Origin of the sequence: Quadrisphaera setariae, from assembly GCF_008041935.1 — a bacterium.
Taxonomy (GTDB): Bacteria; Actinomycetota; Actinomycetes; order Actinomycetales; family Quadrisphaeraceae; genus Quadrisphaera; species Quadrisphaera setariae.
In genome coordinates, this window is the sequence record NZ_VKAC01000011.1 from 22667 (window position 1) to 46709 (window position 24043).

At 73.9% G+C, this 24043-nt stretch carries 23 protein-coding genes; 11 read left to right on the forward strand and 12 right to left on the reverse strand.

The annotated features are described in order from the left end of the window. Window positions 1-146: 146 nt before the first annotated feature. Together FMM08_RS17145 and FMM08_RS17150 are read left to right on the forward strand one after the other, a co-directional pair. Window positions 147-893: a GNAT family N-acetyltransferase gene (locus FMM08_RS17145; RefSeq protein ID WP_147927609.1), complete on the forward strand. Its 747-nt coding sequence runs from the start codon at window positions 147-149 to the stop codon at window positions 891-893. 252 nt (window positions 894-1145) lie between these two features. Beyond that, a complete protein-coding gene (locus FMM08_RS17150; protein WP_222710879.1) occupies window positions 1146-2351 on the forward strand; it encodes an MFS transporter in 1206 nt (401 codons plus the stop codon). Window positions 2352-2383: 32 nt separating this feature from the next. On the opposite strand, the gene FMM08_RS17155 is transcribed toward FMM08_RS17150, so the two are convergent. Together FMM08_RS17155 and FMM08_RS17160 are read right to left on the reverse strand one after the other, a co-directional pair. Next, window positions 2384-2911, reverse strand: a complete 528-nt coding sequence (locus FMM08_RS17155; RefSeq protein WP_187279818.1) for a mismatch-specific DNA-glycosylase — start codon at window positions 2909-2911, stop codon at window positions 2384-2386. 14 nt (window positions 2912-2925) lie between these two features. Next, complete coding sequence (locus FMM08_RS17160; protein ID WP_147927612.1) at window positions 2926-4653, reverse strand: amidase; 1728 nt, start codon at window positions 4651-4653, stop codon at window positions 2926-2928. 135 nt (window positions 4654-4788) lie between these two features. Here FMM08_RS17160 and FMM08_RS17165 point away from each other — a divergent pair, with 135 nt between their 5' ends. Both FMM08_RS17165 and FMM08_RS17170 read left to right on the forward strand, forming a co-directional pair. Further along, window positions 4789-5793 (forward strand): agmatine deiminase family protein, encoded by a 1005-nt coding sequence (locus FMM08_RS17165; protein ID WP_187279833.1) that lies wholly within the window; start codon window positions 4789-4791, stop codon window positions 5791-5793. A gap of 22 nt (window positions 5794-5815) precedes the next feature. Continuing rightward, window positions 5816-6448: a TetR/AcrR family transcriptional regulator gene (locus FMM08_RS17170; protein ID WP_147927614.1), complete on the forward strand. Its 633-nt coding sequence runs from the start codon at window positions 5816-5818 to the stop codon at window positions 6446-6448. A gap of 235 nt (window positions 6449-6683) precedes the next feature. Here FMM08_RS17170 and FMM08_RS17175 read toward each other — a convergent pair whose 3' ends face one another. The 3 genes from FMM08_RS17175 to FMM08_RS17185 all read right to left on the reverse strand — a co-directional run bounded on the left by FMM08_RS17175 (window position 6684) and on the right by FMM08_RS17185 (window position 10016). Beyond that, window positions 6684-7757 carry a CdaR family protein gene (locus FMM08_RS17175; RefSeq protein ID WP_187279819.1) on the reverse strand — a complete coding sequence of 358 codons (1074 nt, stop codon included), beginning with the start codon at window positions 7755-7757 and terminating at the stop codon, window positions 6684-6686. Between the two features lie 626 nt (window positions 7758-8383). After that, window positions 8384-9256: an endo alpha-1,4 polygalactosaminidase gene (locus FMM08_RS17180; protein ID WP_147927615.1), complete on the reverse strand. Its 873-nt coding sequence runs from the start codon at window positions 9254-9256 to the stop codon at window positions 8384-8386. Beyond that, window positions 9246-10016, reverse strand: a complete 771-nt coding sequence (locus FMM08_RS17185; RefSeq protein ID WP_147927616.1) for a DUF4184 family protein — start codon at window positions 10014-10016, stop codon at window positions 9246-9248. The genes FMM08_RS17180 and FMM08_RS17185 overlap by 11 nt, the downstream gene beginning before the upstream one ends. 39 nt (window positions 10017-10055) lie before the next feature. Here FMM08_RS17185 and FMM08_RS17190 point away from each other — a divergent pair, with 39 nt between their 5' ends. Next, window positions 10056-10715, forward strand: a complete 660-nt coding sequence (locus FMM08_RS17190) for a CG0192-related protein (protein ID WP_147927617.1) — start codon at window positions 10056-10058, stop codon at window positions 10713-10715. A 5-nt stretch (window positions 10716-10720) separates the two neighbouring features. Here FMM08_RS17190 and FMM08_RS17195 read toward each other — a convergent pair whose 3' ends face one another. From FMM08_RS17195 to FMM08_RS17220, 6 genes are all read right to left on the reverse strand, one after another. Then, on the reverse strand, window positions 10721-11758 hold the full coding sequence (locus tag FMM08_RS17195) for a LacI family DNA-binding transcriptional regulator (protein ID WP_147927618.1): 1038 nt from the start codon (window positions 11756-11758) through the stop codon (window positions 10721-10723). Window positions 11759-11959: 201 nt separating this feature from the next. Next, window positions 11960-13285 carry a glycoside hydrolase family 32 protein gene (locus FMM08_RS17200; protein ID WP_147927619.1) on the reverse strand — a complete coding sequence of 442 codons (1326 nt, stop codon included), beginning with the start codon at window positions 13283-13285 and terminating at the stop codon, window positions 11960-11962. Continuing rightward, the gene (locus FMM08_RS17205) at window positions 13282-14133 is read right to left on the reverse strand and encodes a carbohydrate ABC transporter permease (RefSeq protein WP_147927732.1); all 852 of its coding nucleotides are present in this window, start codon (window positions 14131-14133) and stop codon (window positions 13282-13284) included. The genes FMM08_RS17200 and FMM08_RS17205 overlap by 4 nt, the downstream gene beginning before the upstream one ends. Before the next feature lie 47 nt (window positions 14134-14180). Beyond that, on the reverse strand, window positions 14181-15131 hold the full coding sequence (locus FMM08_RS17210) for a carbohydrate ABC transporter permease (protein WP_222710881.1): 951 nt from the start codon (window positions 15129-15131) through the stop codon (window positions 14181-14183). Then, the gene (locus tag FMM08_RS17215; RefSeq protein WP_147927620.1) at window positions 15131-16549 is read right to left on the reverse strand and encodes an ABC transporter substrate-binding protein; all 1419 of its coding nucleotides are present in this window, start codon (window positions 16547-16549) and stop codon (window positions 15131-15133) included. The genes FMM08_RS17210 and FMM08_RS17215 overlap by 1 nt, the downstream gene beginning before the upstream one ends. A gap of 348 nt (window positions 16550-16897) precedes the next feature. Then, window positions 16898-17689 (reverse strand): glycerophosphodiester phosphodiesterase, encoded by a 792-nt coding sequence (locus FMM08_RS17220; protein ID WP_187279820.1) that lies wholly within the window; start codon window positions 17687-17689, stop codon window positions 16898-16900. Between the two features lie 84 nt (window positions 17690-17773). On the opposite strand from FMM08_RS17220, the gene FMM08_RS17225 reads away from it, so the two are divergent. The 6 genes from FMM08_RS17225 to FMM08_RS17250 all read left to right on the forward strand — a co-directional run bounded on the left by FMM08_RS17225 (window position 17774) and on the right by FMM08_RS17250 (window position 23584). Beyond that, window positions 17774-18754, forward strand: coding sequence for an ABC transporter ATP-binding protein (locus tag FMM08_RS17225; RefSeq protein WP_147927622.1), 981 nt, complete (start codon window positions 17774-17776; stop codon window positions 18752-18754). Then, a complete protein-coding gene (locus tag FMM08_RS17230; RefSeq protein ID WP_147927623.1) occupies window positions 18751-19611 on the forward strand; it encodes an ABC transporter permease in 861 nt (286 codons plus the stop codon). Before FMM08_RS17225 ends, FMM08_RS17230 begins: the two co-directional genes overlap by 4 nt. A 16-nt stretch (window positions 19612-19627) precedes the next feature. Beyond that, window positions 19628-20458 (forward strand): ABC-2 family transporter protein, encoded by an 831-nt coding sequence (locus FMM08_RS17235; RefSeq protein WP_222710883.1) that lies wholly within the window; start codon window positions 19628-19630, stop codon window positions 20456-20458. 64 nt (window positions 20459-20522) lie between these two features. Continuing rightward, window positions 20523-22106, forward strand: a complete 1584-nt coding sequence (locus FMM08_RS17240) for a methyl-accepting chemotaxis protein (protein WP_147927735.1) — start codon at window positions 20523-20525, stop codon at window positions 22104-22106. Window positions 22107-22123: 17 nt separating this feature from the next. Then, on the forward strand, window positions 22124-22663 hold the full coding sequence (locus FMM08_RS17245; RefSeq protein ID WP_147927624.1) for a P-loop nucleotide/nucleoside kinase family protein: 540 nt from the start codon (window positions 22124-22126) through the stop codon (window positions 22661-22663). A 33-nt stretch (window positions 22664-22696) separates the two neighbouring features. Beyond that, on the forward strand, window positions 22697-23584 hold the full coding sequence (locus FMM08_RS17250) for a PHP domain-containing protein (RefSeq protein ID WP_187279821.1): 888 nt from the start codon (window positions 22697-22699) through the stop codon (window positions 23582-23584). Between the two features lie 40 nt (window positions 23585-23624). On the opposite strand, the gene FMM08_RS17255 is transcribed toward FMM08_RS17250, so the two are convergent. Next, on the reverse strand, window positions 23625-23948 hold the full coding sequence (locus tag FMM08_RS17255) for a hypothetical protein (protein ID WP_147927626.1): 324 nt from the start codon (window positions 23946-23948) through the stop codon (window positions 23625-23627). Between the last annotated feature and the right edge of the window lie 95 nt (window positions 23949-24043).

The following is a 24043-nucleotide window of genomic DNA, read 5'->3' on the forward strand; positions in this document are numbered from 1 at the left end:
GTCTGACACCTCGTGACGGACCGCGATCATGCGCTGCGCTCGGTAGCGTCCCTGCCCACACAGCGGTGATCGAGCCCAGGTCCCGTGCGCTGTCCGACGGCACCCGTCGAGCAGCCGCCGCCCCGCAGCGACCTCCGAGGTGACCCATGGCCGCCGGCCCCGCCGTCCCCACCCGCCGCCCGACCACCGCCGGCCGGGTGCTGGTCGTCAGGCCCCTGGCTCCCGACGACGTCGAGACGACCGCCGCGCTGCAGGCCTCCGCGCCTCCGTCGGGCGCGCTGGACGTGCCCGCTGCGCTCGGCGTCGGCTTCCTGCGGCGCTGGCACCTCGCCCACCTTCGCTCGCCGCACGCCGTGGCCCTCGTGGCCGAGCAGGTCGACGACGACGCCGGGCGCCCCGCGACCGGCCCTCGCGCCACCGGCGTGCTCCTGGCGGTGCTGGACCGCCGGGCGCACCGGGAGCACCTGCTTCGCGAGCACGGTCCCGGGCTCGCCGCCGGGCTCGCGGGCGCGCCGCTGCGGACCCCGCAGGCGCTGGGGCGCTGGGCGCGCCACCACGGCGGCCCACTGGTGCAGGCGGTGACGCTGCTGCCCACGCGCGGCGGAGCCGCGGCCCGCGCTCGGCGAGCAGTCAGCGGCGGGGCGCCCGTGCCGCTGGCCGTGGAGCTCGAGCAGCTGGTGGTCGACCCAGCCGTGCGCGGCACCGGGGTCGGACGCCAGCTCCTCGCCTCGCTCGCCGCTCAGGGGGCTGGCGTTGGCCTCACGCGCATGGAGGTGCGCGTGCCGTGGGGCACCGGCGCTGAGGGCTTCTTCACGGCCTGCGGCTGGACGGCCTCAGCCACCCGCCCGAGCGCCCGCGGCGGCTTCGAGACCCCGTTCCACCGGGACCTGTGACGGCGGGCCTCGACGCGGAGGCGGCCCTCGCCCTAGGGTGATCGGCAGAGCCCCAACTGCAGTCAGGACCCCGCCCGCGCACGCCGCGCCGGAGCCCTGGTGGAGTGGTCTCGCAGCGCGTGCCGCGAGTGGGCCGATGGAACCCGTCGGCCTCGCCATGCCTGGAGACACCCAAGATGAACGCTCGCCCCAGTTCCCTGCCGGCCGCAGCGCGCCGCCGCCGCGGCGGGGCCGCCCTGGTCAACCGCCCTGGTGGTGGACTCGCTCGGCAACGGCCTCTTCCTGCCGCTGTCGCTGGTCTTCTTCCTCGAGCTCACCGACGTCCCGCTCGCCCAGCTGGGGCTGCTGCTCACCCTGGCCAACGCCCTGACGCTGCCGGTCCCCGTGTGGGTGGGCGGCCTCGTCGACAGGTTCGGCGCCCGGCCACTGGTGGTGGCCGCACAGCTGCTGCAGTCCGTCGGGTTCGCGGCGTACGCCCACGTGCAGGGAGCGGTCGGCGTCTTCCTGGCGTCGACGCTCGTCGCGGTGGGGGTGCGCGTGTTCTGGTCGTCGGTGTTCACCGCCATCGCCGAGCACGCCGACGCCGACGCCCGGCCCGGACGGGCGTGGAGCACGGACACGTGGTTCTCGGTGGCGAACGGCGCGCGGACCGCCGGGCTGGCACTGGGCGGCCTGGTCACCGGCGTCGTCATCGCGGACGGGCGGGAGGGGACGTACGTGGCGGTCGCGTACGCCTCGGCGGTCTGCTTCGCCGTCGCTGCGCTGCTCATCGCCGTCGTCGTCCCCAGCCACCACCGGCGACGAGCCGCGGGTGCTGTGGCGGCGAGTGGCGCGGACGCTCCCGAGACCCCGGTGGGGTACCGGGCGCTGCTGCGCGACGGGCCGTTCGCCGTGCTCACCGCGCTCAACACCGTCTACGCCCTCACCAGCATGATGCTCGGTCTGGCCCTGCCGACCGTCGTCCTCACCGTGCTGCAGGCACCCGCCTGGCTGACGGCCTCGGTGCTGGCCGGCAACGCCGCGCTCATCGCGCTGCTGTCAGCGCCCGTGGGCCTGCGCACCCCGCGGTTCCGCCGGACCCGGGTGCTCGTGGTGGCGGCCTCGCTCTGGACGGCCTGGGCCGCGGGCATGGCGCTCCTGGCGCCGGGACGGCTGGCGGTGGTCGTCGTCCTCGTGGTGGCGGTGACCCTGCTGTTCACGGCGGCGGAGCTGCTGCACGCCCCCGCCTCCACGGCGCTCGCCTCGGCCGCGGCCCCGGAGGGTGCCCGGGGCCGCTACCTGGCGGTCTTCCAGTACTCCTTCACCGTGGCGTCGATCGTGGCGCCGGCATTCTTCACCTCGCTCGCGTCGGTGAGCAGCGCCCTGCCGTGGCTCGTGCTGGCCGGGCTGAACGCGGCGAGCGTCGTCGTGCTGCTGCGGCTGGAGCGACACCTGCCGGCTGCGGCGCTGCGAGGCTGACAGGAACGGCCGTCGTGCTGCGGTCGGACTCGTCACGGGAGCAGCGCGGCCAGCTCGGCCCACCACTCCAGGCGCGTCGGGCGTCCGTCGTAGCTGGAGCGCCGGTTGGCACCGGAGGCGCTGGGCAGCACGAAGGCTCGGCTGCCGCCCACCGTCCACGGCACGGGACCGAGGGACGGCGGCCGGTGACCGGCGGACCGGTCACCGGCCGCCGCCGCCGCCTTGCCGTGGAAGGCCACCCACGCCGGGGCGTGCTCCTCGACCGCGGCGCAGAACCGCGCCAGGTCGTGCGGCGCGGGGCGGCTCCCCGCGCGGGGAGGGTCCTGCACGAGGTGGGTCAGCCCGACACCCGCGGCGAGCAGGTCGGCGTCCTCCTCGGGCGCGAGCCGGCGTCCCGTGATGCCCGACTCGTGCAGGAGGCGCCAGAAGTCGTCGCCGGGGCCGGCGTGGTGGTGGCCGCGGGCCGCCGCGCAGGCGGTCACGGCCGGTCCCACCACGACGAGCCGGAGGCCGGGAGCCAGGAGCTCGGCGAGGTGGTCGGCCGGTGCTGCTCCGCTCACCCGCCCATCGTGCGTCAGCCCAGCGGGGGCGTGCGCGGCGGCGCGACCCGCCGCGAGCCCGTGGCCTCGAGAGCGGCAGCGAGGCGCAGCAGGCGGGTGTCGTCGTAGGCGCGCCCCGCGAGGGTCAGTCCGACGGGCATCCCGGTGTCGTCCATGACGCCCATCGGCACCGTCACGGTGGGGATGCCGAGGTGGCGGATCGCGAGGTTGCCGTTGGCCACCCACACGCCGTTGCGCCAGGCCGCCTCCTGGGCGGCCTCGTCGACGTCGGCGGTGGCCGGGCCGACGTCGGCCACGGCTGGGAAGACGACGGCGGCGAGGCCGAGCCCGTCCATCCAGTCCTCGACGTCGGCCTTCCGCGTCGCCTCGAGACCCCGCATCCCGGCCTCGATGCCGGGGACGTCGGCGTACGAGGCGCCCGGGTGGTCGCGCACCCACTGCGGGTAGGTCGGCAGGTCGTCGTCGAAGCCCGTGTACCGGTCCGGCAGCGCGCCGTCGGGGTGGGGGAAGATCCGCGCGCCGTCGACGTCGGCGAGGGTGTCCAGCGCCGGGTCGCCGTTGGCGGCGAGGAAGTCCTCGAAGGCCCAGGCCGCGAGGTCGGTCACCTCGCGGCGCAGGAAGTCGGCCGGGACCAGACCGCGGGTGGCGATGGTGGGGGCGCCGGCGCGGTCGCCCTCGTAGTTCGTCACCGCGGGGAAGTCGACCTCGACCACCTCGGCGCCGGCGGCCTCGAGGTCGGCGCGCGCGGCCTGCCACAGCGCGATGACGGAGGCGCGGGTCTCGATCCGCTGGCCGGTGGGACCGCCGATGCCCGTGCCGGTGCCTGCGTCGGGGTCGGCGTTGACGTACATCCGCGGCACGCCCACGCGTGCGCCGCGCAGCACCTCGCGGGCGGCGTCGACGTCGTCGACGGCGAGGGCCGAGTACGACTCCGGGCGCACCTGCGAGGCGGCGGGGAGGGCCACCCAGGGCTGGGAGCGCCACAGGTCGCCGCGGGTGCGGGGGTCGTCGGCGACGACGACGTCGAGCACCTCCAGCAGGTCCGCCACGGTGCGGGTGTGCGGCACGACGACGTCCATGGTCGGCACCAGCGGCCAGTTGCCCCGCGTGGAGATCACCCCGCGGGACGGGGTGTAGGCGACCAGGCCGTTGTTGCTGGCGGGCCCCCGGCCGCTCGACCAGGTCTCCTCGCCCAGGCCGAAGGCGGCGAAGCTGGCGGCCGTCGCCGTCCCCGAGCCGTTGGAGGAGCCGGAGGCGAACGGAGCGGTGAGCCAGTCAGCGCTGTACGGGCTCTCGGCGCGGCCGTAGACGCCGCGCTGCATGCCGCCGTTGGCCATGGGCGGCATGTTGGTCAGGCCCAGGCAGACGGCTCCGGCGGCGCGCAGGCGCTCGATGGTGAAGGCGTCGTGCTGGGCGACGAGGTCGGCGAAGGCCGGGCTGCCCGCGGCCGCCGTCAGGCCCTTGACGAGGTAGCTGTCCTTGGCGGTGTAAGGGATCCCGTCGAGGGGGCCGAGCAGCTCCCCGCGGGCGCGGCGCTCGTCGGAGGCGCGTGCCTCGTCGCGGGCGGCGGGGTTGAGGACGACGACGGCGTTCAGCGCGGTCTCGGTGCCCGGTGCGTCGTAGGTGGCGATGCGGGCGAGGTGGGCGTCCAGCAGCGAGACGGCGGTGGCGCGTCCGTCGGCCAGGGCTGCACGCAGGTCGGCGATGGAGGCCTCGACGACGTCGACGTCCTGGGGGGCCACGGGGGTCACCTCTCGCTGGGGGCTATTTAACCGACTGCCTTTCGGTTAGCGTGCACCCGATCGTGAGGCACGTGCCCCCGGTTCCGCAACACCCCAGCCCCCGACGAAGGAACAGGTGCACCACCGATGACGTCGATGCCCGCCGAGTGGGAGCGCCACGCCCGCACGTGGATGGCCTTCCCCCCGCCCAACGCCACGTTCGGCGAGGCCGGGGGCGCGGACCTGCAGCGCGCCCGGGTGGCGTGGAGCCGGGTGGCGAACACCGTGGTGGGCTTCGAGCCGGTGCGGATGCTCGTGAGCCCCGACGACGCCGCCGCCGCTCGCGAGCTGCTCGACCCCCGCGTGCAGCTGGACCCGGTGGGACTCGACGACTCGTGGCTGCGCGACTCCGGGCCGACGTTCGTCCGCGGAGCCTCCGGGCTCGAGGCGGTGGACTGGACGTTCAACGGCTGGGGCGCGCAGTGCTGGGCCGTCTGGGACCAGGACGCGCTCGCGGCCCGGCACGTGGCACAGCTGGCCGGGGTGCCCGTGACGTCGTCGTCCCTGGTGCAGGAGGGCGGTGGCCTCCACGTGGACGGCGAGGGCACCGTGCTGCTCACCGACACCGTGCAGCTCGACCCGCACCGCAACCCCGAGTGGACCCGCGAGCAGGTCGAGGCCGAGGTCCACGCCCAGCTGGGCACGTCGAAGGCCATCTGGCTGCCCCGCGGCCTCACCGCCGACTACGGGGAGTTCGGCACCCGCGGGCACGTCGACATCGTCGCCGCGTTCACCGCCCCCGGGCAGGTGCTCGTGCACACCCAGACCGACACGGGCCACCCCGACCACGAGGTCTCCACCGAAGTGCTCGAGCTGCTGCGCGCCGCCACCGACGCCCGCGGACGCCGCCTGCAGGTCACCGAGCTGCTCGCGCCCCGGACCACCGAGGTGGACGGAGAGCTGGTCGACTTCTCCTACGTCAACCACTACGTCGCCAACGGCGTCGTCGTGCTCTGCGGCTTCGCCGACGAGCGCGACGCGGCTGCGGCGCGCGTGCTGGCCGAGGCCTACCCGGGGCGGGAGGTGGTGCTCGTGGACGCCCGCGACATCTTCGCCTTCGGCGGCGGCATCCACTGCATCACCCAGCAGCAGCCGGCCTGACGGACCGGTCGAGGAGGCTCCCGTGGCGCGTCCGACCTCGCCGCTGCTCTCCCGCGGCGCCATCCTCGCGGCCGCGCTCGACCTGGTGGACGCTGATGGCGACTTCACCATGCCGCGCCTGGCCCGGTCGCTCGGGGTGAGCGCGTCCTCGCTGTACCACCACGTGCCGGGCGGGCGCTCCGACGTCGTCGAGGGTCTGCGCAACCTCGTCTGCGCGGGGCGGATGCCCACCCAGCGCACCGGCAGCGAGGACTGGCGCGCCTTCGCCGAGCGCTGGGCCCGCGGCTACCGCGGGGCGATGGCGGCGCACCCGCACGTCGTCCCGCTCCTCACCGCCCAGACCGTCAGCGACCCCGAGGTCCTCAGCAGCTACGAAGCGCTGGTCGACGTGCTGGTGCAGGACGGCTTCGACGACGCCACCGCCCTGCACGTGGTGGCCGCCCTCGACTGCTTCGTGCTCGGCTCCGCCCTCGACGCGGGGGCGCCCGCACAGGTCTGGGACGACGACGCCGAGCACCGCCCGCGCCTGTCCCGCGCCGTGGACGCCGCGCGGGCCCAGCCCGGGGACCGCTCCGCGGCGACGTTCGAGCTGGGCCTGACCAGCCTGCTCAGCGGCCTGGAGCTGGTGCGGGGCCAGGACCCCGTGCGGCGCTGAGAGGACGCCGCCCCCGCTGCCGCCGGCTGTTGGACGGCTGCGGAGGCGACGCCTGACCGCACTGCGGACGGGGGATCCGTCGTGCGGCCAGCCTCAGAGCTGACGACGCCGACTCCCCCTGGGGGGGCAGGGGTGCCGACGCCGTCAGGTCAGAGCCTCTCCCGGCGGAGACCGGAGCGGCACCGACACCCGTCGGACGTTCCGCGGGTGTCTGACCGCCACGTGTCGGGCACGGTCACGGCGCGGAGCGCGGCACCGGCAAGCAGGCCGACGACCGGCCCTGACCTGCGTCGGGAGCGGTCAGGACGGTGGAGTGCCGGAGCCGCCACCGCAGCCAGGCGACGCCGAGGCGCGCGCGCCCGTAGCCGACCAGCGGGTCGTAACCGAGAGCGGCCACCACGTCCTGCAGCCGCTGGTGCATCGTGCTGTGGTGCACGTAGGCGAGGCGGGCCGCGTGCCGGACCGACACCGCCTGCACCAGGGCGTCCAGAGTGGCCGCCCCCCACGACAGCGCCGCCAGGGGCTCCAGGCGGTCCACGTCCGAGCGGGCGGCGTCGTCCGGCAGGTCCACCAGGAGGTCGACCAGCCCCCCGTAGTGCTCCGCCCTGGAGGTCCCCCCGCAGTCGGGGTCCCACAGCCGCAGGGCCGTCACGGCCGCCAGGAGGGCCCGTGGGAGGTCGTCGACGGACGCCGGGGCGCTCGTGCCGCTGGGCGCGGCGCCCGCGGCCTCCCCGCCGTCGGGGACCACCAGCACGTGGAGGGGGCCGTGAGCCGTGGGGACGACGTCCTCGGGGGCGACGGGGTGGGAGGTCCACCGGGCGAACAGCGGTGCGACCACCACCCGGTGGCGCCGCTCCAGCCGGACGCCCAGGCGGCTCGCGGCCGCACGCCGCGCCCCCGGGGGCAGGTCGGGGTCGAGCAGGACGGCCATGTCCCGCCGCTCGAGCAGCTCCGCCCGCCCCCTCCCGTGGCGGATCCTCAGCGCGAGCGCGAGGCGGGTGAGGATCAGGGAGTCGTGCTCCTCCGCGGGGCCCTCGCGCTCCAGCCAGACGGCCTGCCCGTCGATCGCCACGCTCGCCTTGAGCGCGGGGCTCGGGTCGAGCAGCGCCCCGGACGCAGCCACCCGCTTGCAGACCGCCGGCTGGTCCTGCCGGAAGCCCGCAGTGCACCCCGCCATGGACGCGGCCGCGCTGAGCAGCCCTCGCGTGCCCACGCCACCGACGACCAGCTCGTCGAAGGCGGCGATGATGCGCAGGGCGTGGCTGGCGTCGGGGTCGAGCGCTTCGAGGCGCCTCTGGAGCTCCTGCACCCACTCATCGTCAGCGGGCACCTGCACCGCCGCGCCGCGTGCCCCGCGTGACCACCCGTTGCACCCAGTGACGTCGCCCGGATGCCGACTGCGGTCGGCGCGTCGCGGGTGTGACCGGTCGAGCGCACTCCGGCTCCGGGAGTGCGCCACCCAGCACAGGGCACCGCGGCGACGTCGCGGTGGACGCCCGCCGGGGCCCTCGGCCATACGCGCTCTTCTCACGTTCTGCGAGGCTGCGATCACGGCGCTGACCTGCGGTGATGAGGCCCACCGGACTGTCGGTGGTGACCTCTAACGTCTTGGACATGACCTCCAGTGCGCCCCCGGTGTGGGCGGTCGGTGATGACGCCGACCCACCCACCGCGCGCGCCGGCTCCCCCCCCGGCTGCGCGGAGGGCTCACCGAAGCCGGCAACCTCGGCTGCATCTGCCAGCGCTGGTACCGCCAAGACCCACGGCGGCTGGGACCTGCACCAGCCCAGTCCGGGTTCCTACACCTGGACCTCACCGACCGGGCGGGTCTACCACCGCAGGTCCACCCCGCTCCTGCCCGACCTCGCAGACCTTCTCGACCTCGCGTGACGCAGGTTCCTCGGCGACACGGGTGAGGTGCAGCGCGGCGGCTGTTCAGACCGGGCAGACCTCGTACGCGTAGCCGGCGTCGTCCGGGGTGAGCAGGTCGTGGTCCCGCAGGATCCGCTCCAGGCCCCCAGCACCGCCCCCGTCCTCGCAGAGCTCGGCGAAGGCATCGGCGCCGAGCTCGTCGGTGTACTCGATGTCGAGCACCACCGGGTAGTGGGCGGTGAAGGCGCTGCACTCGTCGTAGAGCTCGCACGACTCGACCACGGCGAAGTCGTACCCCGCCACCCGCAGCCGACCGGACTCCCCGGGAGCGTTCTTCTGGGCGATCGCGAGTCCGGCCTCGTGCGCCACCAGTGCGTACTCGAGGGCCAGCGCCGTGTTGTCGTCAGTGGTGAGGCGGCCCTGCGAGCGGGTCCAGCTGTCGAGGTTGTCGACCTCCACCGCGTCGAACCCTGACTCGGCGCACCCGCGGATCCAGGGGCCCACCAGGTCCAGCAGGGCTGCGCGCTTCTCCGCGGTGGAGGTGTCGAAGAGCAGCTCGTCGGACCAGCCCGGATCGGCCAGGGGCCCGTCAGCGGTCTGCAGCACCAGCTCCGGGTGGGCGGCGGCGAACGCCGCGGAGTCGCCGGGCTGGGTCTGGAACCCGTTGACGTAGCAGATGTCGTAGCCGAGGCCAGCGGGCTGCGCGGTCCGGTCGCGAGCGACCACAGTGACGCCCGCGGGGGGCGGGTAGGGCCCGCTGAGCTGGTAGTCGAACCGCGCGCCCGTCGGCGGTGGCGCCCACGACTCGCGCTCTGGGCTGGCCCCCTCGACGACCGCCGGCTCCGGGACCGCCTCCGGCTGCACCGTCGAGCAGCCGGTCAGCGCCAGCAGGACGACGACGGCAGCCCGACCAGCCCGACGCCCGTCACCGCGCACGCAACCCGCCCACCCGCCACACGAGGGCGCCGACCAGCGCCACGGACGCTGCCGCTCCCCCGCCGACGGTCGCGCCGGCGAACGCCGCCGCACGCAGGTCCGGCGCCAGCGCTGCGGCGGTGCACCCGGCGACCGCCGCCACGGCGAACAGCGCCAGCAGCACCACGACCGACGGCGAGCGCAGCAGCGCGGACCTGGTGGGCCCGTGGCCCGTCGTCGTCCTCAGCGGTGCCGGAGGAGTGCGGCGCCACCAGCGCAGCGCCCACAGCGCGAGCACGACGAGTCCCAGCAGGCCGCTGCCGTACTGCGCCCAGCGGTAGCCCTCCAGCGGTCCGACCGGCTCCCTCAGCACCGCGAGGTGCGCGGTGCCCCACCGGCCGGGGTGGGTGAGCTCGTCCCAGCCGACGTGCGTGGCGGCACCGACGACCAGCGCCAGGAGCGTCCACGCCACGAGCGACGGAGACGCGAGCCGCCGCCGGAGCCCGGTGGCCGCGCCCCCCGACGACCGCGCCCGCAGACCGGCCGGTGAGGCCGCGACGGCCGCAGGGGCGAGGACCGAGTGCCAGACCGCCCACGCCACGAGGCCGAGAGCGAGGTCGGTGGTCACCAGCGACAGCGGCGAGTGCGTGTCCCAGCTCGTACCGGCAGGCGTGTAGTAGGGCAGGTCGGGAGTGAGAGTGCCGATGACCAGCGCTGACGCCGGCAGCGGCGTGCGCAGCAGCGGCAGTGCGGCCGCCGCGTGCGCGGGGGTGAAGGGCACCGGGCCACGCTAGCGAGCGGGGGCTGCGATGCTGCGGGGATGGCCGTCCACCACCAGGCGACGATCGTCCCGACCAAGGCCGAGCTGCTGGCGGCGTGGGTGCCCACCCAGCCGTGGGCCGCCGGCGCGGACACCTCGTCGCTGACCAAGCTCGGGGCGTACCGCTTCGACGACCCCGACGGCGAGGTCGGGATGGAGACCCATCTGCTCGCCACCGCCGACGGGCAGGTGCTCCAGGTGCCGCTGACCTACCGCGGGTCTCCGCGCGCCGGAGCGGAGGACTCCCTCGTCACGACGATGACGCACACGACCCTGGGCGATCGCTGGATCTACGACGCCCGCCACGACCCGGTCTACGCCACCGCGCTGGCCACCACCATCGCCACCGGCGGCCGTGAGGCCGACCTCTTCCTCGCCACCGCGGACGGCCTCGAGCCGCAGCCCGCCTCCGCGCGCGTCCGAGGGAGCGGAACGGCCACCGCCCCGCCGCACGCCTCCTGGGGCCCAGCGCGGGTCACGGTCGAGGGCACGGCGTCGACCACCCGCGGCGACGCCGCTGCGCTCACCGTGCTCCACGTGCTCAGCACGACGACGACGGGTGCGGCGGCAGGCGGGCTCGTGCTGACGGGCACATGGCCCGGGCAGGAGCGGCCGGTGCTCCTCGCCGAGCTCCGCCTGAGGACCGCGTCGGGCTCCTGACCGGGTCAGGCTCGGGGGGCGTCCTGCAGGGAGCGGCGCTCGACGAGGTCGCAGGGCACGAGCTCGCGGCCCTGCGGCTGGCGGCGCCCGAGGAGGATCTCCCCCGCTCGCCGCCCCATCTCGGCGTGCGGGAGCTCCACCGTGGTGAGGGCCGGCTGGACGCCGTCGGCGATGTCCGGGACGTCGTCGAACCCGACGATGCTCACCTCGTCGGGCACCGAGACGCCCAGGTCGCGCATGGCGAGCATCGCGCCGATGGCCATGAAGTCGTTGCCGCACACCAGCGCGGTGGGGCGGTGGCCGGAGAACGCCGCGCGCGCCTGCGCGTAGCCGGACCCCAGGGTGTAGTCACCGAAGGTGACCTGCTGCTCGGCCGGGTCGAGGCCGGCATCACCGGTGGCGTCGAGGTAGGCGCGGGAGCGCTGGACGGCCGCGTACTCCGCCGGCGGACCGCCGAGGTAGGCGGTGCGGCGGTGACCGCGCCGGACGACGGCCGAGGCGGCGGCCAGGCCGCCGGCGTACTCGTCGGCGAGCAGCACGGCGGAGTCGTCGGGCTCGGCGGGCCAGCAGTTGAGGTAGATCGTGCGGGTGTCGCCCAGCAGCAGGCTGGGGTGCACCGCCGTCGGCTCGATGGAGACGAAGACCAGCGCGGCCACGCCGCGGTCGATGAGCGCGGTGACGGCGGCGTCGTTGCTGGCGGGGTCGTCGTCGGTCTCGATGAGCATCGGCACCACGCCCGAACCGACGAGCGCTCCCTGCAGTCCGCTGAGCATGCGGCCGGCGAACAGGGGGCCGATGACGCGGTTGGTGATGACGCCGACGGTGTCGGCCTGCTGCATGCGCAGCGAGCGGGCGAGGCGGTTGGGCCGGAACTCCAGCTCCTCGGCCGCTCGCCGCACCTTCTGGCGGGTGAGGTCGGCGATCTGCACGGTCGTGCGGTCGTTGAGGACCAGGGAGACGGTCGAGACCGAGACGCCGGCCCTGCGCGCGACGTCGGCCATGGTCACCCGGCCGGCGGGCTTGTTGCTGGCCTGCGTCGTCATGGTGGGGTCCTTCGTCCGGGTCGGTGCTCCGAGGTGCGCGTGCTCGACGCCCCGCTGCTCCGTCGCCAGGTCCGCCGCCCTCCGGCGACGTGCTCCGCTGACAGGATGCCCGATGCGGACGGTGCCCAGGAGGGCCGGGCTTGGAGGCGGCCCAGCCCTCCCGGTGCGGTGCCAGCCGTTCGGCCGACCGTCAGCCGACCGTCAGCGCAGGTGCCACAGGCGGGCACCGACGACGGACTGCACCTTCCACGGCGGTGGGGTGGTCGGGTAGACCCGGGCGGTCAGGGCGCGGCCCGCGGCGGTGAAGACCTCGATGACGGAGCCGTCCACGAAGACCCTGGCCGCCCACGGCCGCGTGCTGCCGGCCAAGGCGTCCGGCGCCGTGACGACGCCGCGGTGGGCACGGTGGTCGAGGCTCGCGCCGTCGTGGTCGAGGGTGACGGTGTCGGCCTCGAGGTCGACGGTGATGACGACCTCCTCCCCCGCGCCGAAGCACAGCCGGGTGGTGGCCGAGGTCATCGGCAGCTCCAGCTCGAAGCAGGTGGTGTCCAGCAGGGCGCCGTCGGCGTCCTGGGCGTCACCGGCGCGCAGGACGTCCACCGCCGGGAGCGGTGCGCTGCGCAGGGTTCCGTCGTCGCCGCGGCTGAGCACGCGCGGCAGCGAGATGACTCCGGCCCATCCGCGCTCGGCCCACTCGTCGGTCTCGATGGTCTCCTTCAGCCAGCCGAAGACCAGGGGCCCGGCAGGGCTGTCGCGCATGATCGACGGCGCGTAGAAGCTCGTGCCGTGGTCGACCGGGTACGGGTGGTCGACGCCTCCGGGGGCGTCGTCGAGCACCAGCACCCTGCCCGACAGGAACGTCTGGGCCCACGCGGCCACGAGCACGGAGTCGATGCCGTCGACCGTGACGACCTGCGGGCACTCCCAGCCGGAGCCGGTGTCGTGGCCGTCGGTGGTGAGGGACCGGCGGCGGTGCATCCACTCGCCGCGGTAGGTCCAGTCGGTCAGGTCGTCGGAGTCGTACCGGCGCACGGCGGCCACCTGCCCGGCGCGCTCGGAGCCGACGACCATCTGCCAGCGCTCGCCGTCGTGCCAGACGAAGGGGTCGCGGAACATGAGCACGCCCTCCTCGGGCGCGGGGTCGGCCACCGCCAGCTCCGGCGCGCCGAAGCTGGCACCGCCGTCGGTGGACACCGCGGTGAGCACCGACTGGAACGGCAGCTCGCGCACGTGGCCCGAATAGAAGGCCCGCACGTTCCCGTCGGTGTCGATGACGGTGTTGCCCGAGTAGACGCCGTCACGGTCCGGGCCGTCCGGCGTGGAGACCATCGCCGGGCGGTGCAGCTGCCAGCGGACCAGGTCGGTGCTGGTCGCGTGGCCCCACTGGACGGGGCTGGCCATGTCCAGCGTGGGCCGGTTCTGGAAGTACAGATGGGTGGTGCCACCCACCTGGACCGGGCCGTTGGGGTCGTTGAGGAACCCCCTCGGCGGACGGATGTGGAAGCGAGGGGTGAGGTGGTCGCTCATCGGAATGATCCCGCCGTGATTCCTTCGATGAAGTAGCGCTGGGCGAAGACGAACAGCAGGACGCTGGGAACCATCGCCAGCACCACGCCGGCCAGGACGACCGAGATCGACCCGGTGCCGAGGTTGCCCTGCAGGCCCACCAGGCCCAGCGGGAGGGTGAAGTTGCTCTGCGTCTGCAGGAAGATCAGGGGCCGGTAGAACTCCGCCCAGAACCCCGAGAAGTTGAGGATGGCCAGGGTGGCGATGGCCGGACCGGCCATGCGGGCGTACACGAGGTAGAAGACCTGGAAGTAGCCGGCGCCGTCGATGGTGGCGGCCTCGCCGAGCTCCTTGGGCATCTGCAGGAAGTACTGCCGCATGAGGAAGGTGCCGAAGGCGCTGCCGAGCGCGGGGATGACCAGGCTGCCCAGGCTGTCGCTGAGCCCCAGGTACCTGACGATGACGAACACCGGGATGATGATCGTCTGCAGCGGCACCATCATCGTGGCCAGGAAGGCGAAGAAGATGGCGTTCCGCCCGGGGAACTTGAGCATCGCGAAGGCGTAGCCGGACAGCATGCAGGTGACGGTCTGGCCCGCCACGATGAGCACGGTCACGATGACGCTGTTGACGAAGAACTGGCCGATCGGGATCTGGTCGAAGACCGCGGCGTAGTTGGAGAAGTCCGGGTGCAGCGGCAGCCACTGCGGGGGGTTCTTGAAGGACTCCGCCGGGGTGCGCAGCGAGGTCGTCAGGGTCCACAGCAGCGGGCCGAGGGCGGTGACCGCGGCCAGCACCAGGACGACGAGGCCCACGGTCCGTCCGAGGTTGCGCGTCAGGCCGCTCACCGTGGAGGCGGTCTTCGGCAGCGGCGGGGGCGCGTCGGCGATGGCCGGCTTGGCCGGAGTGCTCAGGCTCACTGGTAGAACACCAACTTCCGGGCGGCGAGGAACTGCAGCCCGGTGACCGCGAGGATCATCAGGAGCAGGATGATGGAGATCGCGGAGCCGTAGCCGAACTGCAGGTTCTGGAAGGCGCTCTGGTACATCACGATCGTCGTCGTCGTGGTCGCCGTGCCGGGCCCGCCCTTGGTCATGATGTAGGGCTGGTCGAACAGCTGCATGGCGTTGATGAAGGCCACGACGGCGGCGAAGAGGATCGTCGGGCTGATGAGCGGCACCTTGATCCGGATGAGCGTCGCCCACGGCTTGGCGCCGTCGATGGACGCCGCCTCGAGGACCTCCTTGGGCACCGACATCAGCGCTGCCACGAACAGCACGAAGGTGAAGCCCACCTGCTGCCAGACCGCGACCATGACGATGGTGGCGAAGGCGCCGAACTCCGAGGTCAGCCACGGCACCTTGGACAGCCCGACCAGCTCGAGGTAGTAGTTGACCAGGCCGAACTTGTAGTCGAACAGGTAGCCCATGAAGATCGACACTGCGGCGGTCGAGGCCAGCAGCGGCAGGTAGAAGGCGGTGCGGAAGAACGTGCGCGCGGCGTTCGACCGCCGCTGGTTCACCAGCACCGCCAGGCCCAGGCCGAGGCCCAGCTGCAGGACGACGACGCTGACGGCCATGAGGATCGTGGTCTTGAAGGAGCGCAGCACGGCCGTGTCCTCAGCCATGCGCGTGTAGTTCTCCAGGCCGATGAACCTCGGGTCGCTGATGACGTCCCAGGAGAAGAACGACAGCCCGAAGGACGCCAGGATCGGCAGTCCGGTGAAGACGGTCACGAAGAGCACCGCCAGGGAGATCATCGCGTAGCCGAAGCGCGCCTCCCGGCGCGCCCTGAGACGCGATGCTCGCGTCGCAGGGCGCGCCAGGGTGCTGACGAGCGCGCCCCCGGGGTCGGAAGCGACGGCCATCAGCTGGCTCCGGCTGCCTTCTCCAGGTCCGCCTGGAGACCGTCGAGCGCGGTCTTGGCGCTGCCGCCGGAGAACGCCTCGGTGGTCCGCTGGTTCAGCGCGGTCGCCAGGGCGTTGTAGTACGGCGGCGCCGGGATCGGCGCGGTGTCCGGGTGGTCGGTCAGGGTGTCGTAGAAGACCTCCCAGTTCTTCGGCCCGGTGGTCGCGTAGCGCTCGGCGGTCATGAGCGACTTGCGCGCCGGCGTGGTGACGTTGCCGGGGACGATGATGTCGAAGCTCTCCGGCGCTGCGATGACCTTGAGCACCTCCCAGGCGAGGTCCTTCTGCTTGGAGGAGTCGAAGATCGCGTAGCCGCCGGTCCCGAACAGGTGGCGCTGCGACTTCCACTTCGGGAAGAGCTGCACGTCGAAGGAGCCGTCGGCCATGCCCGCGTTGTGGAGCCCACCGGCCCAGAAGCCGCCGCCGATGGCCATGCCGATGCGCCCGGACTGGAACAGGCCCTGCAGGGTCTGACCACCACCGACGTCGGGAGAGGGCGACAGCGCCGCCTTCTGCAGCTCGACCATGTACTCCAGCGCCTCCACCGTTCCAGCGGAGTTCGCGGTGGGGGTGCCCCACTTCCAACCGCCGCCGCGGCCCTTGGCCGCGTCGTTCCCGGCGTAGGCGGTGCTCCACAGCCAGTCGCCGCCGTCGTACTTGCTCTCCTCGAGCAGGTTGGCGTTGTTGGCGTACATGAAGGAGGTCCAGCTGCCCCACAGGCGCACGACCCAGTCGAAGGCGTTGATGTCGCCACCGAGCTTGGCGATGGCGGTGGCGTTGGACTGGAAGGTGTCCAGCGTCCAGTCGCTCGCGGGCGCCGCGAGGCCGGCCTTGGTGTAGAGGTCGGTGTTGTAGAACATGTTGCCGGCGTTGAAGTCGGTGGGGAGCTCGAAGAGGCTGCCCTGGTACATCATCGCTTCCACCAGCGAGGGGTGGACGTCGGCGAAGTAGTCCTTGAGCTGGTCCATGTCGCGCTTGACGTAGTCGTCCAGCGGCATGGCCAGGCCCTTGGAGGCCATGAGCTGCACGCCCTCGGTGGCCACCGAGACGATGTCCGGCGGCGTCCCGGCGGCGAGCTGGGTCAGGACCTTGGCGAAGAAGTCGTTCCAGTCGGTGCCGGTGATGCCGGTGACCTCGATCGTCACCTTCTTGTCGAGCTTGGCGATCGCGGTGTTGAGGCTCTTCTGCAGGCCGTCCGCGGCCTTCTGGTCACCGAAGCTGAGCATCCGCAGGGTGCCGGACCCGCCGCCGGAGCCGCCGGAGCTCCCACCGGACCCGCAGGCGGCCAGGGACGTCACGCCGGCGGCCGCGAGACCGCCGAAGGCCCCCGCCTTCAAGAACGAGCGACGGTCGATGCCGCCGGTGAACAGACCCGCCATGGGCGGTGCTCCTCTCTGAGCACGTTCGGCCACCTCAATCGATTTGAGGAGCGCCTAAAACGATTGAGGTGGAACGTACACCGGGTCCCGGGGGTGGTCAACGAACTCGCTGGCACAAGTCGCCGGAACCTGCACGAGGAAGCTCAGCGGCTGCCGCACCGCGCCAGGCTCACCCCATCGGCTGGCGCGGTGCGGCGGCCGGTTGCGCCAGGGTGGAGGCGGGACGAGCCATCCCCTGCGGTGCCCGCCCGCGACGCGCTGAGGGCGCCTCGGCGTCGCGCCGCGGCGGGCACCGCTGCCCCGACCCCGCCGGGTCAGACGGCTCGCAGGGGGCTGCGGTCGGGCACGTCAGCGGCGCAGCTCCAGCGCCCGCGCGGGGCGGTCGGTGGTGACGAGCCAGGCGCTCGAGCGCAGCCACCGCACGAGCTCGTCGTCGTCGTCGACAGTCCACACGAGCAGGGGCAGGTGGTGGCGCCGCGCCCAGCGCTCCGTGGTGAGCCGCGCCAGGGCCTCGTTGGCGACGACGAGGGTCGCGTCGCAGGCGCGCAGGCGCCGACCGGGCAGCAGCAGCTCCTCGAGCAGCCGCAGTCCGCGGCGCCACAGCGGACCGGGCGGGTCGGCGCCCAGGGACGGGCCGACGAGCAGCGCCTCATGGCCCGTGGCGCGGGCCCAGGCGCGCACCGCACGGACGGAGGAGGTGTCGTCGCTGGTGAATAAGGCACCCTCCTCCCCCACAGCGGCGACCACCTGACGGGCGGCGTCGGCCTCCCAGGTGTCCTCGGGCCGGTCGTGCAGGTGGGGCGGGGAGGTGAGCTTCAGGTCGACGTGGGCACCGGCGCGGCCCGCCAGTGCGTGCAGGCACTCCGCGAGGGTCGGGACCTGCGGGGACAGCCGCTGCAGCGTCGCGTGGTCGAGGTCGGCCACCGGCGCGCGGCGGGCTCCGTCGGCCACCAGCTCGTCGTGGGCGACGACGAGGACGCCGTCCCGGCAGCGCCGCACGTCCAGCTCCACGAAGTCGACGCCGAGCGCGACGGCCGCGCGCACGGCGTCCAGGTCGGCCGGGCGGTGCGCGGAGACCCGGACGGGAGCCGCCGGGCTGGCTGAGCTGCTCGAGCCGGTGGGGTCGGTGGGGCTGGCCACGACCTGATCGTCGCGCGACGCGGCGGGCTCCGCAGAAGTCCCTTGACCGGGATCGATCACCGCTGGCTGGATGATCCCGTGGACGTGCCAGCGATCGAGGCCGACGGCCTGCGCAAGGTGTTCAGCACGGTGGTCCGCTCCCCCGGCCTGCGCGGGTTCGTGCGCTCGGTCGTCGCTCCTGAGCGCGCCGAGACCGTGGCGGTGGAGGGCGTCTCCTTCACGGTGGGCCAGGGCGAGCTGCTCGCGCTGCTCGGACCCAACGGAGCGGGCAAGTCGACCACCATCAAGATGCTCTCGGGCGTGCTCGTGCCCACCGCCGGGCGGGCCCGGATCGCGGGGCACGTGCCGCACACCGACCGGATCGCCAACGCCCGCCGCATCGGCGCGGTGTTCGGGCAGCGCACGCAGCTGTGGTGGGACCTGCCGGCCACGGAGTCGTTCGGGATGCTCCGCGACATCTTCCGCACCGACACCGCCACCCACGAGCGGCGCCTGGCCGAGCTCGACGCGCTGCTGGAGCTGTCGGCGTTCTGGCACCAGCGCCCGCGGCACATGTCGCTGGGCCAGCGGGTGCGCTGCGACCTCGCGGCGGCGCTGCTCCACGACCCGCCGATCATCTTCCTCGACGAGCCCACCATCGGGATGGACGCCGTGGTCAAGGAGCAGGTGCGCGAGTTCATCCGCCACCAGGTGGACGCCCGGGGCCGCACGGTGGTGCTCACCACCCACGACATGGCCGAGGTGGCCCGGCTGGCGCAGCGCGTGCTGCTGGTCAACCACGGCCGCGTGGTCTACGACGGCGGGCTGGACGAGCTGCAGCGCGAGTACGGCAGCGGCTGGCGCGTCAGGGTGGTCTACACCCCCGGCGCCGCGCCGGAGACCACCCACCTGGACGGTCGCAGCGGAGGCGCCCACCTGTACTCCGGCGACGACGACGCCGCCCACCGATCGCTGCTGCGCGCCCTGCTCGACCGCGACGACGTGCTGGACCTGCAGACCGGCGGTGACGACCTGGAGGACGTCATGGCCGCCGTGTACCGGCGCCGCGCCGGGGTCGCCCCGTGACGGCTCCCGCACCAGCCCCCGCACCCGGCCCGGCGCCGGCGCCGGCGAGCGTCAGCGAGCTCGGGCGGGCGTGGAGGGTGGCCCGCACCTCGGCGCTGTACGAGGTGCTCCAGCCCGGGCGGCTCATCGGGGCGCTGGCGCAGCTGGCCACCCAGGTGTTCCTCGTCTGGTGCCTGTGGACGGCGCTGTACGAGGTGGTGCCGATCAGCGCCGGCCTCGACCAGGGCCAGGCCGTCACCTACGCCGTGGTCGGGGCCCTGTACGCCCGGCTGCGCGGCCCGGACCGCGTGGCCGCCCGCGACACCGTGCTGCACCACGTCCGGCAGGGCAGCGTCGTGTACTGGTACCTGCGGCCGCTGGCGCCCCGGAGCTACCACTGGATGCGGGCCGTGGGAGACCAGGCCTACGGGCTCGCGTGGACGGCGGCAGCCTTCGTCGTCGTCCTCGGTCTGGGGGTGGTGCAGCCTCCGGCCTCGGGTGCGGCGCTGGCCGCCTTCGCCGTCACCACCGCGCTCGGCCAGGTGGTCCTCTACCAGCTGCTCGCACTCGTCGACGTCGCGTGCTTCTGGACCATCAACAACGGCGGGGTGCGTGCCATCGTGGCCTTCGCGCAGAACCTCTTCGCCGGGGCCATCGCCCCGCTGTGGTTCTTCCCCGGCTGGTTCCAGACCCTCTCGGGCTGGCTGCCGTTCCAGACCACGCTGCACGTGCCGCTGTCGTTCTACATCGGGCGGATCAGCACCGACCAGCTGGGCCGGGACGCGGCTGTGCAGGTGGTGTGGATCGCCGCGCTGGGGGTGCTGCTGCACCTGGCGTGGAAGCGGGCCGACGCCCAGGTGGTGGTCCAGGGTGGCTGACCGGGCGGCTGCACGGGTGACTCATGAGGGCGCCCTGCGCCGGGCGGCCGGCGAGGTGCGGCTCACCGCGAGGTTCGTGCGGCTGTCGGTCGTCGCGCAGTGGGAGTACCGCGCGGACTTCGTGACGGCGGTGGCCATCGGGGCCATCTGGCAGACCAGCGTGGTGGTCTTCGCGACCGTGCTCATCACCCGCTTCCCCGGCATGGGCGGCTGGACCCAGGGCGACGTCATGCTCATCGCGGCCCTGCGGATGACCGGCCACGCCCTGGCGGCGGCGCTGTTCATGGGCGCGCGCCGGGTGCCCGACCTCACCGCAGACGGCCGGGTGGACGGCTTCCTCCTGCGCCCCGTGCCGGTGTACCGGCAGATGATGCTCAGCTACTTCCACATCCCCACCATCGGCGACATCGCGGTGGCGGTGGTGCTGTTCGCGGTGGCGCTGCACCACCTCGAGATGACCTGGACGGCGGCGAAGGTGGCCTACCTCGTGGTGGCCGTGCTCGGGGTGGTGCTGCTGGAGGCCGCGGTGCAGACCTTCCTGGGCGGGTTCGGGCTGCGCAGCCCCGCCGTGGGCGAGTGGCAGGACTGGGCCGAGGAGCTCATGTCGACGTTCGGCAACTACCCGCTGCACATCCTGCCGAGCCTGGCCGTGGGGGTGTTCTTCTCGCTGCTGCCGATCGCCTTCGGCGCCTACCTGCCGGCGGCGGCGCTCACCGGGCAGACGGCCCAGCTGCCCGTGCCGGCCTGGCTCGCCCTGGCCTCTCCTGCCGTCAGCACAGGCCTGTACCTGCTGTCGCGGTGGTGGTTCGCGGTGCAGCTGCGGCGCTACGAGAGCGTGGGCGGCTGACGCTCGATCACGTCCACGACCACTGCTCAAGCGGGCGGCGCGACGGGCCGACGGTGCACAGGTGATGAAGCACCTCCGCGACCTGCGGATCGCGCACAAGCTCACCGCCGGCTTCGGCGTCGTCTGCCTGCTGCTCGCCGCAGCCGTGGCGCTGGGGATCACCCAGCTGCGCACCTCGCAGCACACCGTCTGGTCGATGTCCGCCGTCGTGGTGCCGGGGGTGCAGAGCAGCGGTGAGGTGCGCCGCGCCTTCGCCCAGTCCCGGCTCGACCTCGCCGGGACGGTGCTGGCCGCCGACGCGGAGGCCTCCGCCGCCGCCCGCCAGCGGGTGCAGGAGCAGGACGCACTGCTGGACGCCGCCTGGAAGACCTACCTCGCCACCTTCCCCGTCTCCAAGGCCTCCGACCGGAAGGCCTTCGAGACCGACCTGGCCGCCTACCGCACCGCCCGGCAGCCGCTGCTCGCCAGCACCGAGGCGCCCGACGAGGCGACCTTCGTCGCCACCCGCGACACCTCCCTGGCGCCGTTGCAGGTGCGCATCGACGACGTGCTGGCCCGCATGCAGAAGGCGGAGATCGACAACGCGGCGGCCACCGGCGCGCTCGGCGCCGAGCGCTACCGCACCGCGATGGTGGCCCTGCTCGCGCTGGGCGGCGTCAGCGTCATGGCCGCGCTGGTGGTGGGCACGACCGTCACCCGCTCCATCACGCGCCCCCTGGCCTCGACCCTCGCGGTGGTGCAGGGCCTGGCCGCCGGGCGCCTCGACCAGCGGGTCGGCCACGCCTCGCGCGACGAGATCGGCCAGCTGGCGCAAGCCGTCGACACCACGGTCACCACCCTCGCCAGCACCATCCGCGACGTCGCCACCACCTCCGCCGGCCTGACCACCACCAGCCAGGAGCTGTCCGCCACCGCCACCCAGCTGTCCACGGGAGCGGAGGAGTCCTCCGCGCAGTCGCAGGTGGTCTCCGCGGCCGCCGAGGAGATCTCCGCGAGCATCGGCACCGTCGCGGCCGCCAGCGAGCAGATGGGCGCCGCCGTCCGGCAGATCGCCACCTCCACCGCGGACGCGTCGACCACCGCCTCCAGCGCCGTCACCGCCGTGGAGGGCGCCTCGCTGGCGCTGCAGCGCCTGTCGGCGTCCAGCGGTGAGATCGGCGACGTGGTCAAGCTCATCACCTCGATCGCGGAGCAGACCAACCTCCTGGCGCTCAACGCCACCATCGAGGCCGCCCGTGCGGGCGAGCTCGGCAAGGGGTTCGCCGTGGTGGCGGGCGAGGTCAAGGAGCTGGCCCGCCAGACCGCTCAGGCCACCGAGTCCATCACCGCCCGCGTCGCCGCCACCCTCGGCGACACCGAGCACGCCGTGGCCGCCATCTCGGAGATCAGCGCGGTCATCACCCGCATCGACGAGATCCAGACCACCATCGCCGCGGCCGTCGAGGAGCAGTCGGCCACCACCGACGAGGTGGTCCGCAGCGTCTCGGAGGTCTCCAGCGGCAGCCGGGAGATCGCCGTGAACATCTCCGGGGTGGCCGCCGCCGCCGACCAGTCCGCCGCGGGCGCCTCCCAGGTGGCCACGACGGCGGCTGGGGTCTCCCGCGCCGCCGGTGAGCTGGACCGGCTGATGGGCTTCTTCACCGTCTGAGCGGCAGGATCGGCGGTGTGGCGGTGCTGCACCTCATGGTCGGGCTGCCCGGCGCGGGGAAGACGACGACGGCGAGGGCGCTGGCCGAGCAGCACCGCGCGCTGCGCCTGACCCCCGACGAGTGGATGATCCCGCTGTTCGCCGACAACGACGCGGGCGGCAAGCGCGACGTCCTCGAGGGCCGCTTCATCACGACCGCGCTGCAGGTGCTGCGCCTGGGGGTCGACGTCGTCCTCGACTTCGGGCTGTGGAGCCGCGACGAGCGCGCAGCGCTGCACCACCTCGCCGCCGGTGCCGGTGCGCGGTGCCGGTCGGTCCACCTGCCGGTCGAGCCCGAGGAGCAGTGGCGGCGCGTGCAGGCGCGTGCGAGCACGGTGGGGAGCTCGACGTTCGCCATGGCGCGCGAGGACCTCGACGGGTGGCGGCTGCGCTTCGAGCCGCCGGACGCCGCGGAGGCAGCCGGCGGAGCGCCGGCGCGGGCGGTGCCCGAGGGCTGGCCGTCCTGGCAGGCGTGGGCCGTCGACCGCTGGCCGTCCCTGGACGTGGCCGGGCGCTGACCAGCGCCCGGTGGACGGGTGGATGATCGCGGCGTGGCCGAGGACGACGACCGAGGATCCGCGCAGTGGGCCGACGCGCGCTGGCCCGCTGACGACCACGTGCACTCCCAGTACTCCTGGGACGCGCACAGCGGTGACCTGGAGGCCACGTGCGCGCGGGCGGTCCAGCTGGGCCTGCCGGCGATCTCCTTCACCGAGCACGTCGACTTCGGCGCCTGGCAGCCCCCGCCCGGCGGGTGGACCTGGAACGGCGCCGTGCGGGGCCGGATGGACGACCACGGACGCTTCATGTCGGCGCCGCTGGAGGTGCAGGCCTACGTGGAGGAGGTCGAGCGATGCCGCCACCTGTTCCCCGGCCTGCGCATCCGGTGCGGCATCGAGCTGAGCGAGGGACACCGGTTCCCCGACGAGGTGGCCGAGCTCGCAGGGTGGGGCTTCGAACGGGTGGTCGGGTCGCTGCACGCGCTGCAGGACCTGCGGCACCCCGGTGAGGTGGTCGAGCTGCGCGGTGCGCTCGCGCAGCGCGGCCTGCTGGGCACGGTGCACGCCTACCTCGACGAGGCCGCCGTCATGGCGGCCAGCGACGCGCCGTTCGAGGTGCTCGGGCACCTCGACTACCCGCTGCGGTACTGGCCGGCCGGGGCCGGCCCGCTGCCCTGGGACGACCTCGAGGAGCGCGTCCGCCACGTGCTCTCCGTGCTGGCGAGCTCCGGACGAGCGCTGGAGGTCAACACCCGACGGCCGATGGAGGTGCAGGTCGTGCGGTGGTGGCACGAGGTGGGCGGCCAGGCGGTCTCCTTCGGCAGCGACGCCCACCGCCCCGAGGACCTGGCCGTGCGCTGGCGCGAGGTCGCCGACGCGGTCAGCTCAGCCGGCTTCCGGCCGACGGCCGACCCGACCTCGTTCTGGTCCCGCGCCTGACGCTGGGTCTGGCGTCGGACGAGGAGCACGCACCGAACGGTCAGGGGACGAGGAAGTCCTCCACCTGCAGGTCGTAGGCGACGAAGGGGCGCAGGCTCGGGGCCAGCTCCAGCACGAGGTCCCTGACGGCGGGGGCGGCGTCGGGGGTGAGCTCCAGCAGGGCGGCCGTCTCGGTGGTCTCGGCGCGCGGTGGTCCCGTCCAGGCCGACTCCGGGAGCAGCGCGGCGATCCGCTCGATGCAGTCGTCGAGGACGAGACCGGGCTCCGCCGGTCGCTCCTCGAGGGCCACGAGCTGGCCCTCGACCGCGCCCGGCCACAGGTGCGGCTCGTCGGGCGGCAGGAACAGCAGGACGTCGTAGGACACACACGCCTCCTCACCCACGTGGACGGGGAGCCCCGCCGTGCGGACGCTCCCGTGCGCAGCACCCCCATCCTCCTACCGGAGGACGGGACCGGCTG

Coding starts and splice junctions, on each gene's coding strand:
- FMM08_RS17145 (WP_147927609.1), top strand. CDS start 147: ATGGCCGCCGGCCCCGCCGTCCCCACCCGCCGCCCGACCACCGCCGGC.
- FMM08_RS17165 (WP_187279833.1), top strand. CDS start 4,789: ATGCCCGCCGAGTGGGAGCGCCACGCCCGCACGTGGATGGCCTTCCCC.
- FMM08_RS17190 (WP_147927617.1), top strand. CDS start 10,056: ATGGCCGTCCACCACCAGGCGACGATCGTCCCGACCAAGGCCGAGCTG.
- FMM08_RS17195 (WP_147927618.1), bottom strand. CDS start 11,758: ATGACGACGCAGGCCAGCAACAAGCCCGCCGGCCGGGTGACCATGGCC.
- FMM08_RS17200 (WP_147927619.1), bottom strand. CDS start 13,285: ATGAGCGACCACCTCACCCCTCGCTTCCACATCCGTCCGCCGAGGGGG.
- FMM08_RS17210 (WP_222710881.1), bottom strand. CDS start 15,131: ATGGCCGTCGCTTCCGACCCCGGGGGCGCGCTCGTCAGCACCCTGGCG.
- FMM08_RS17215 (WP_147927620.1), bottom strand. CDS start 16,549: ATGGCGGGTCTGTTCACCGGCGGCATCGACCGTCGCTCGTTCTTGAAG.
- FMM08_RS17240 (WP_147927735.1), top strand. CDS start 20,523: ATGAAGCACCTCCGCGACCTGCGGATCGCGCACAAGCTCACCGCCGGC.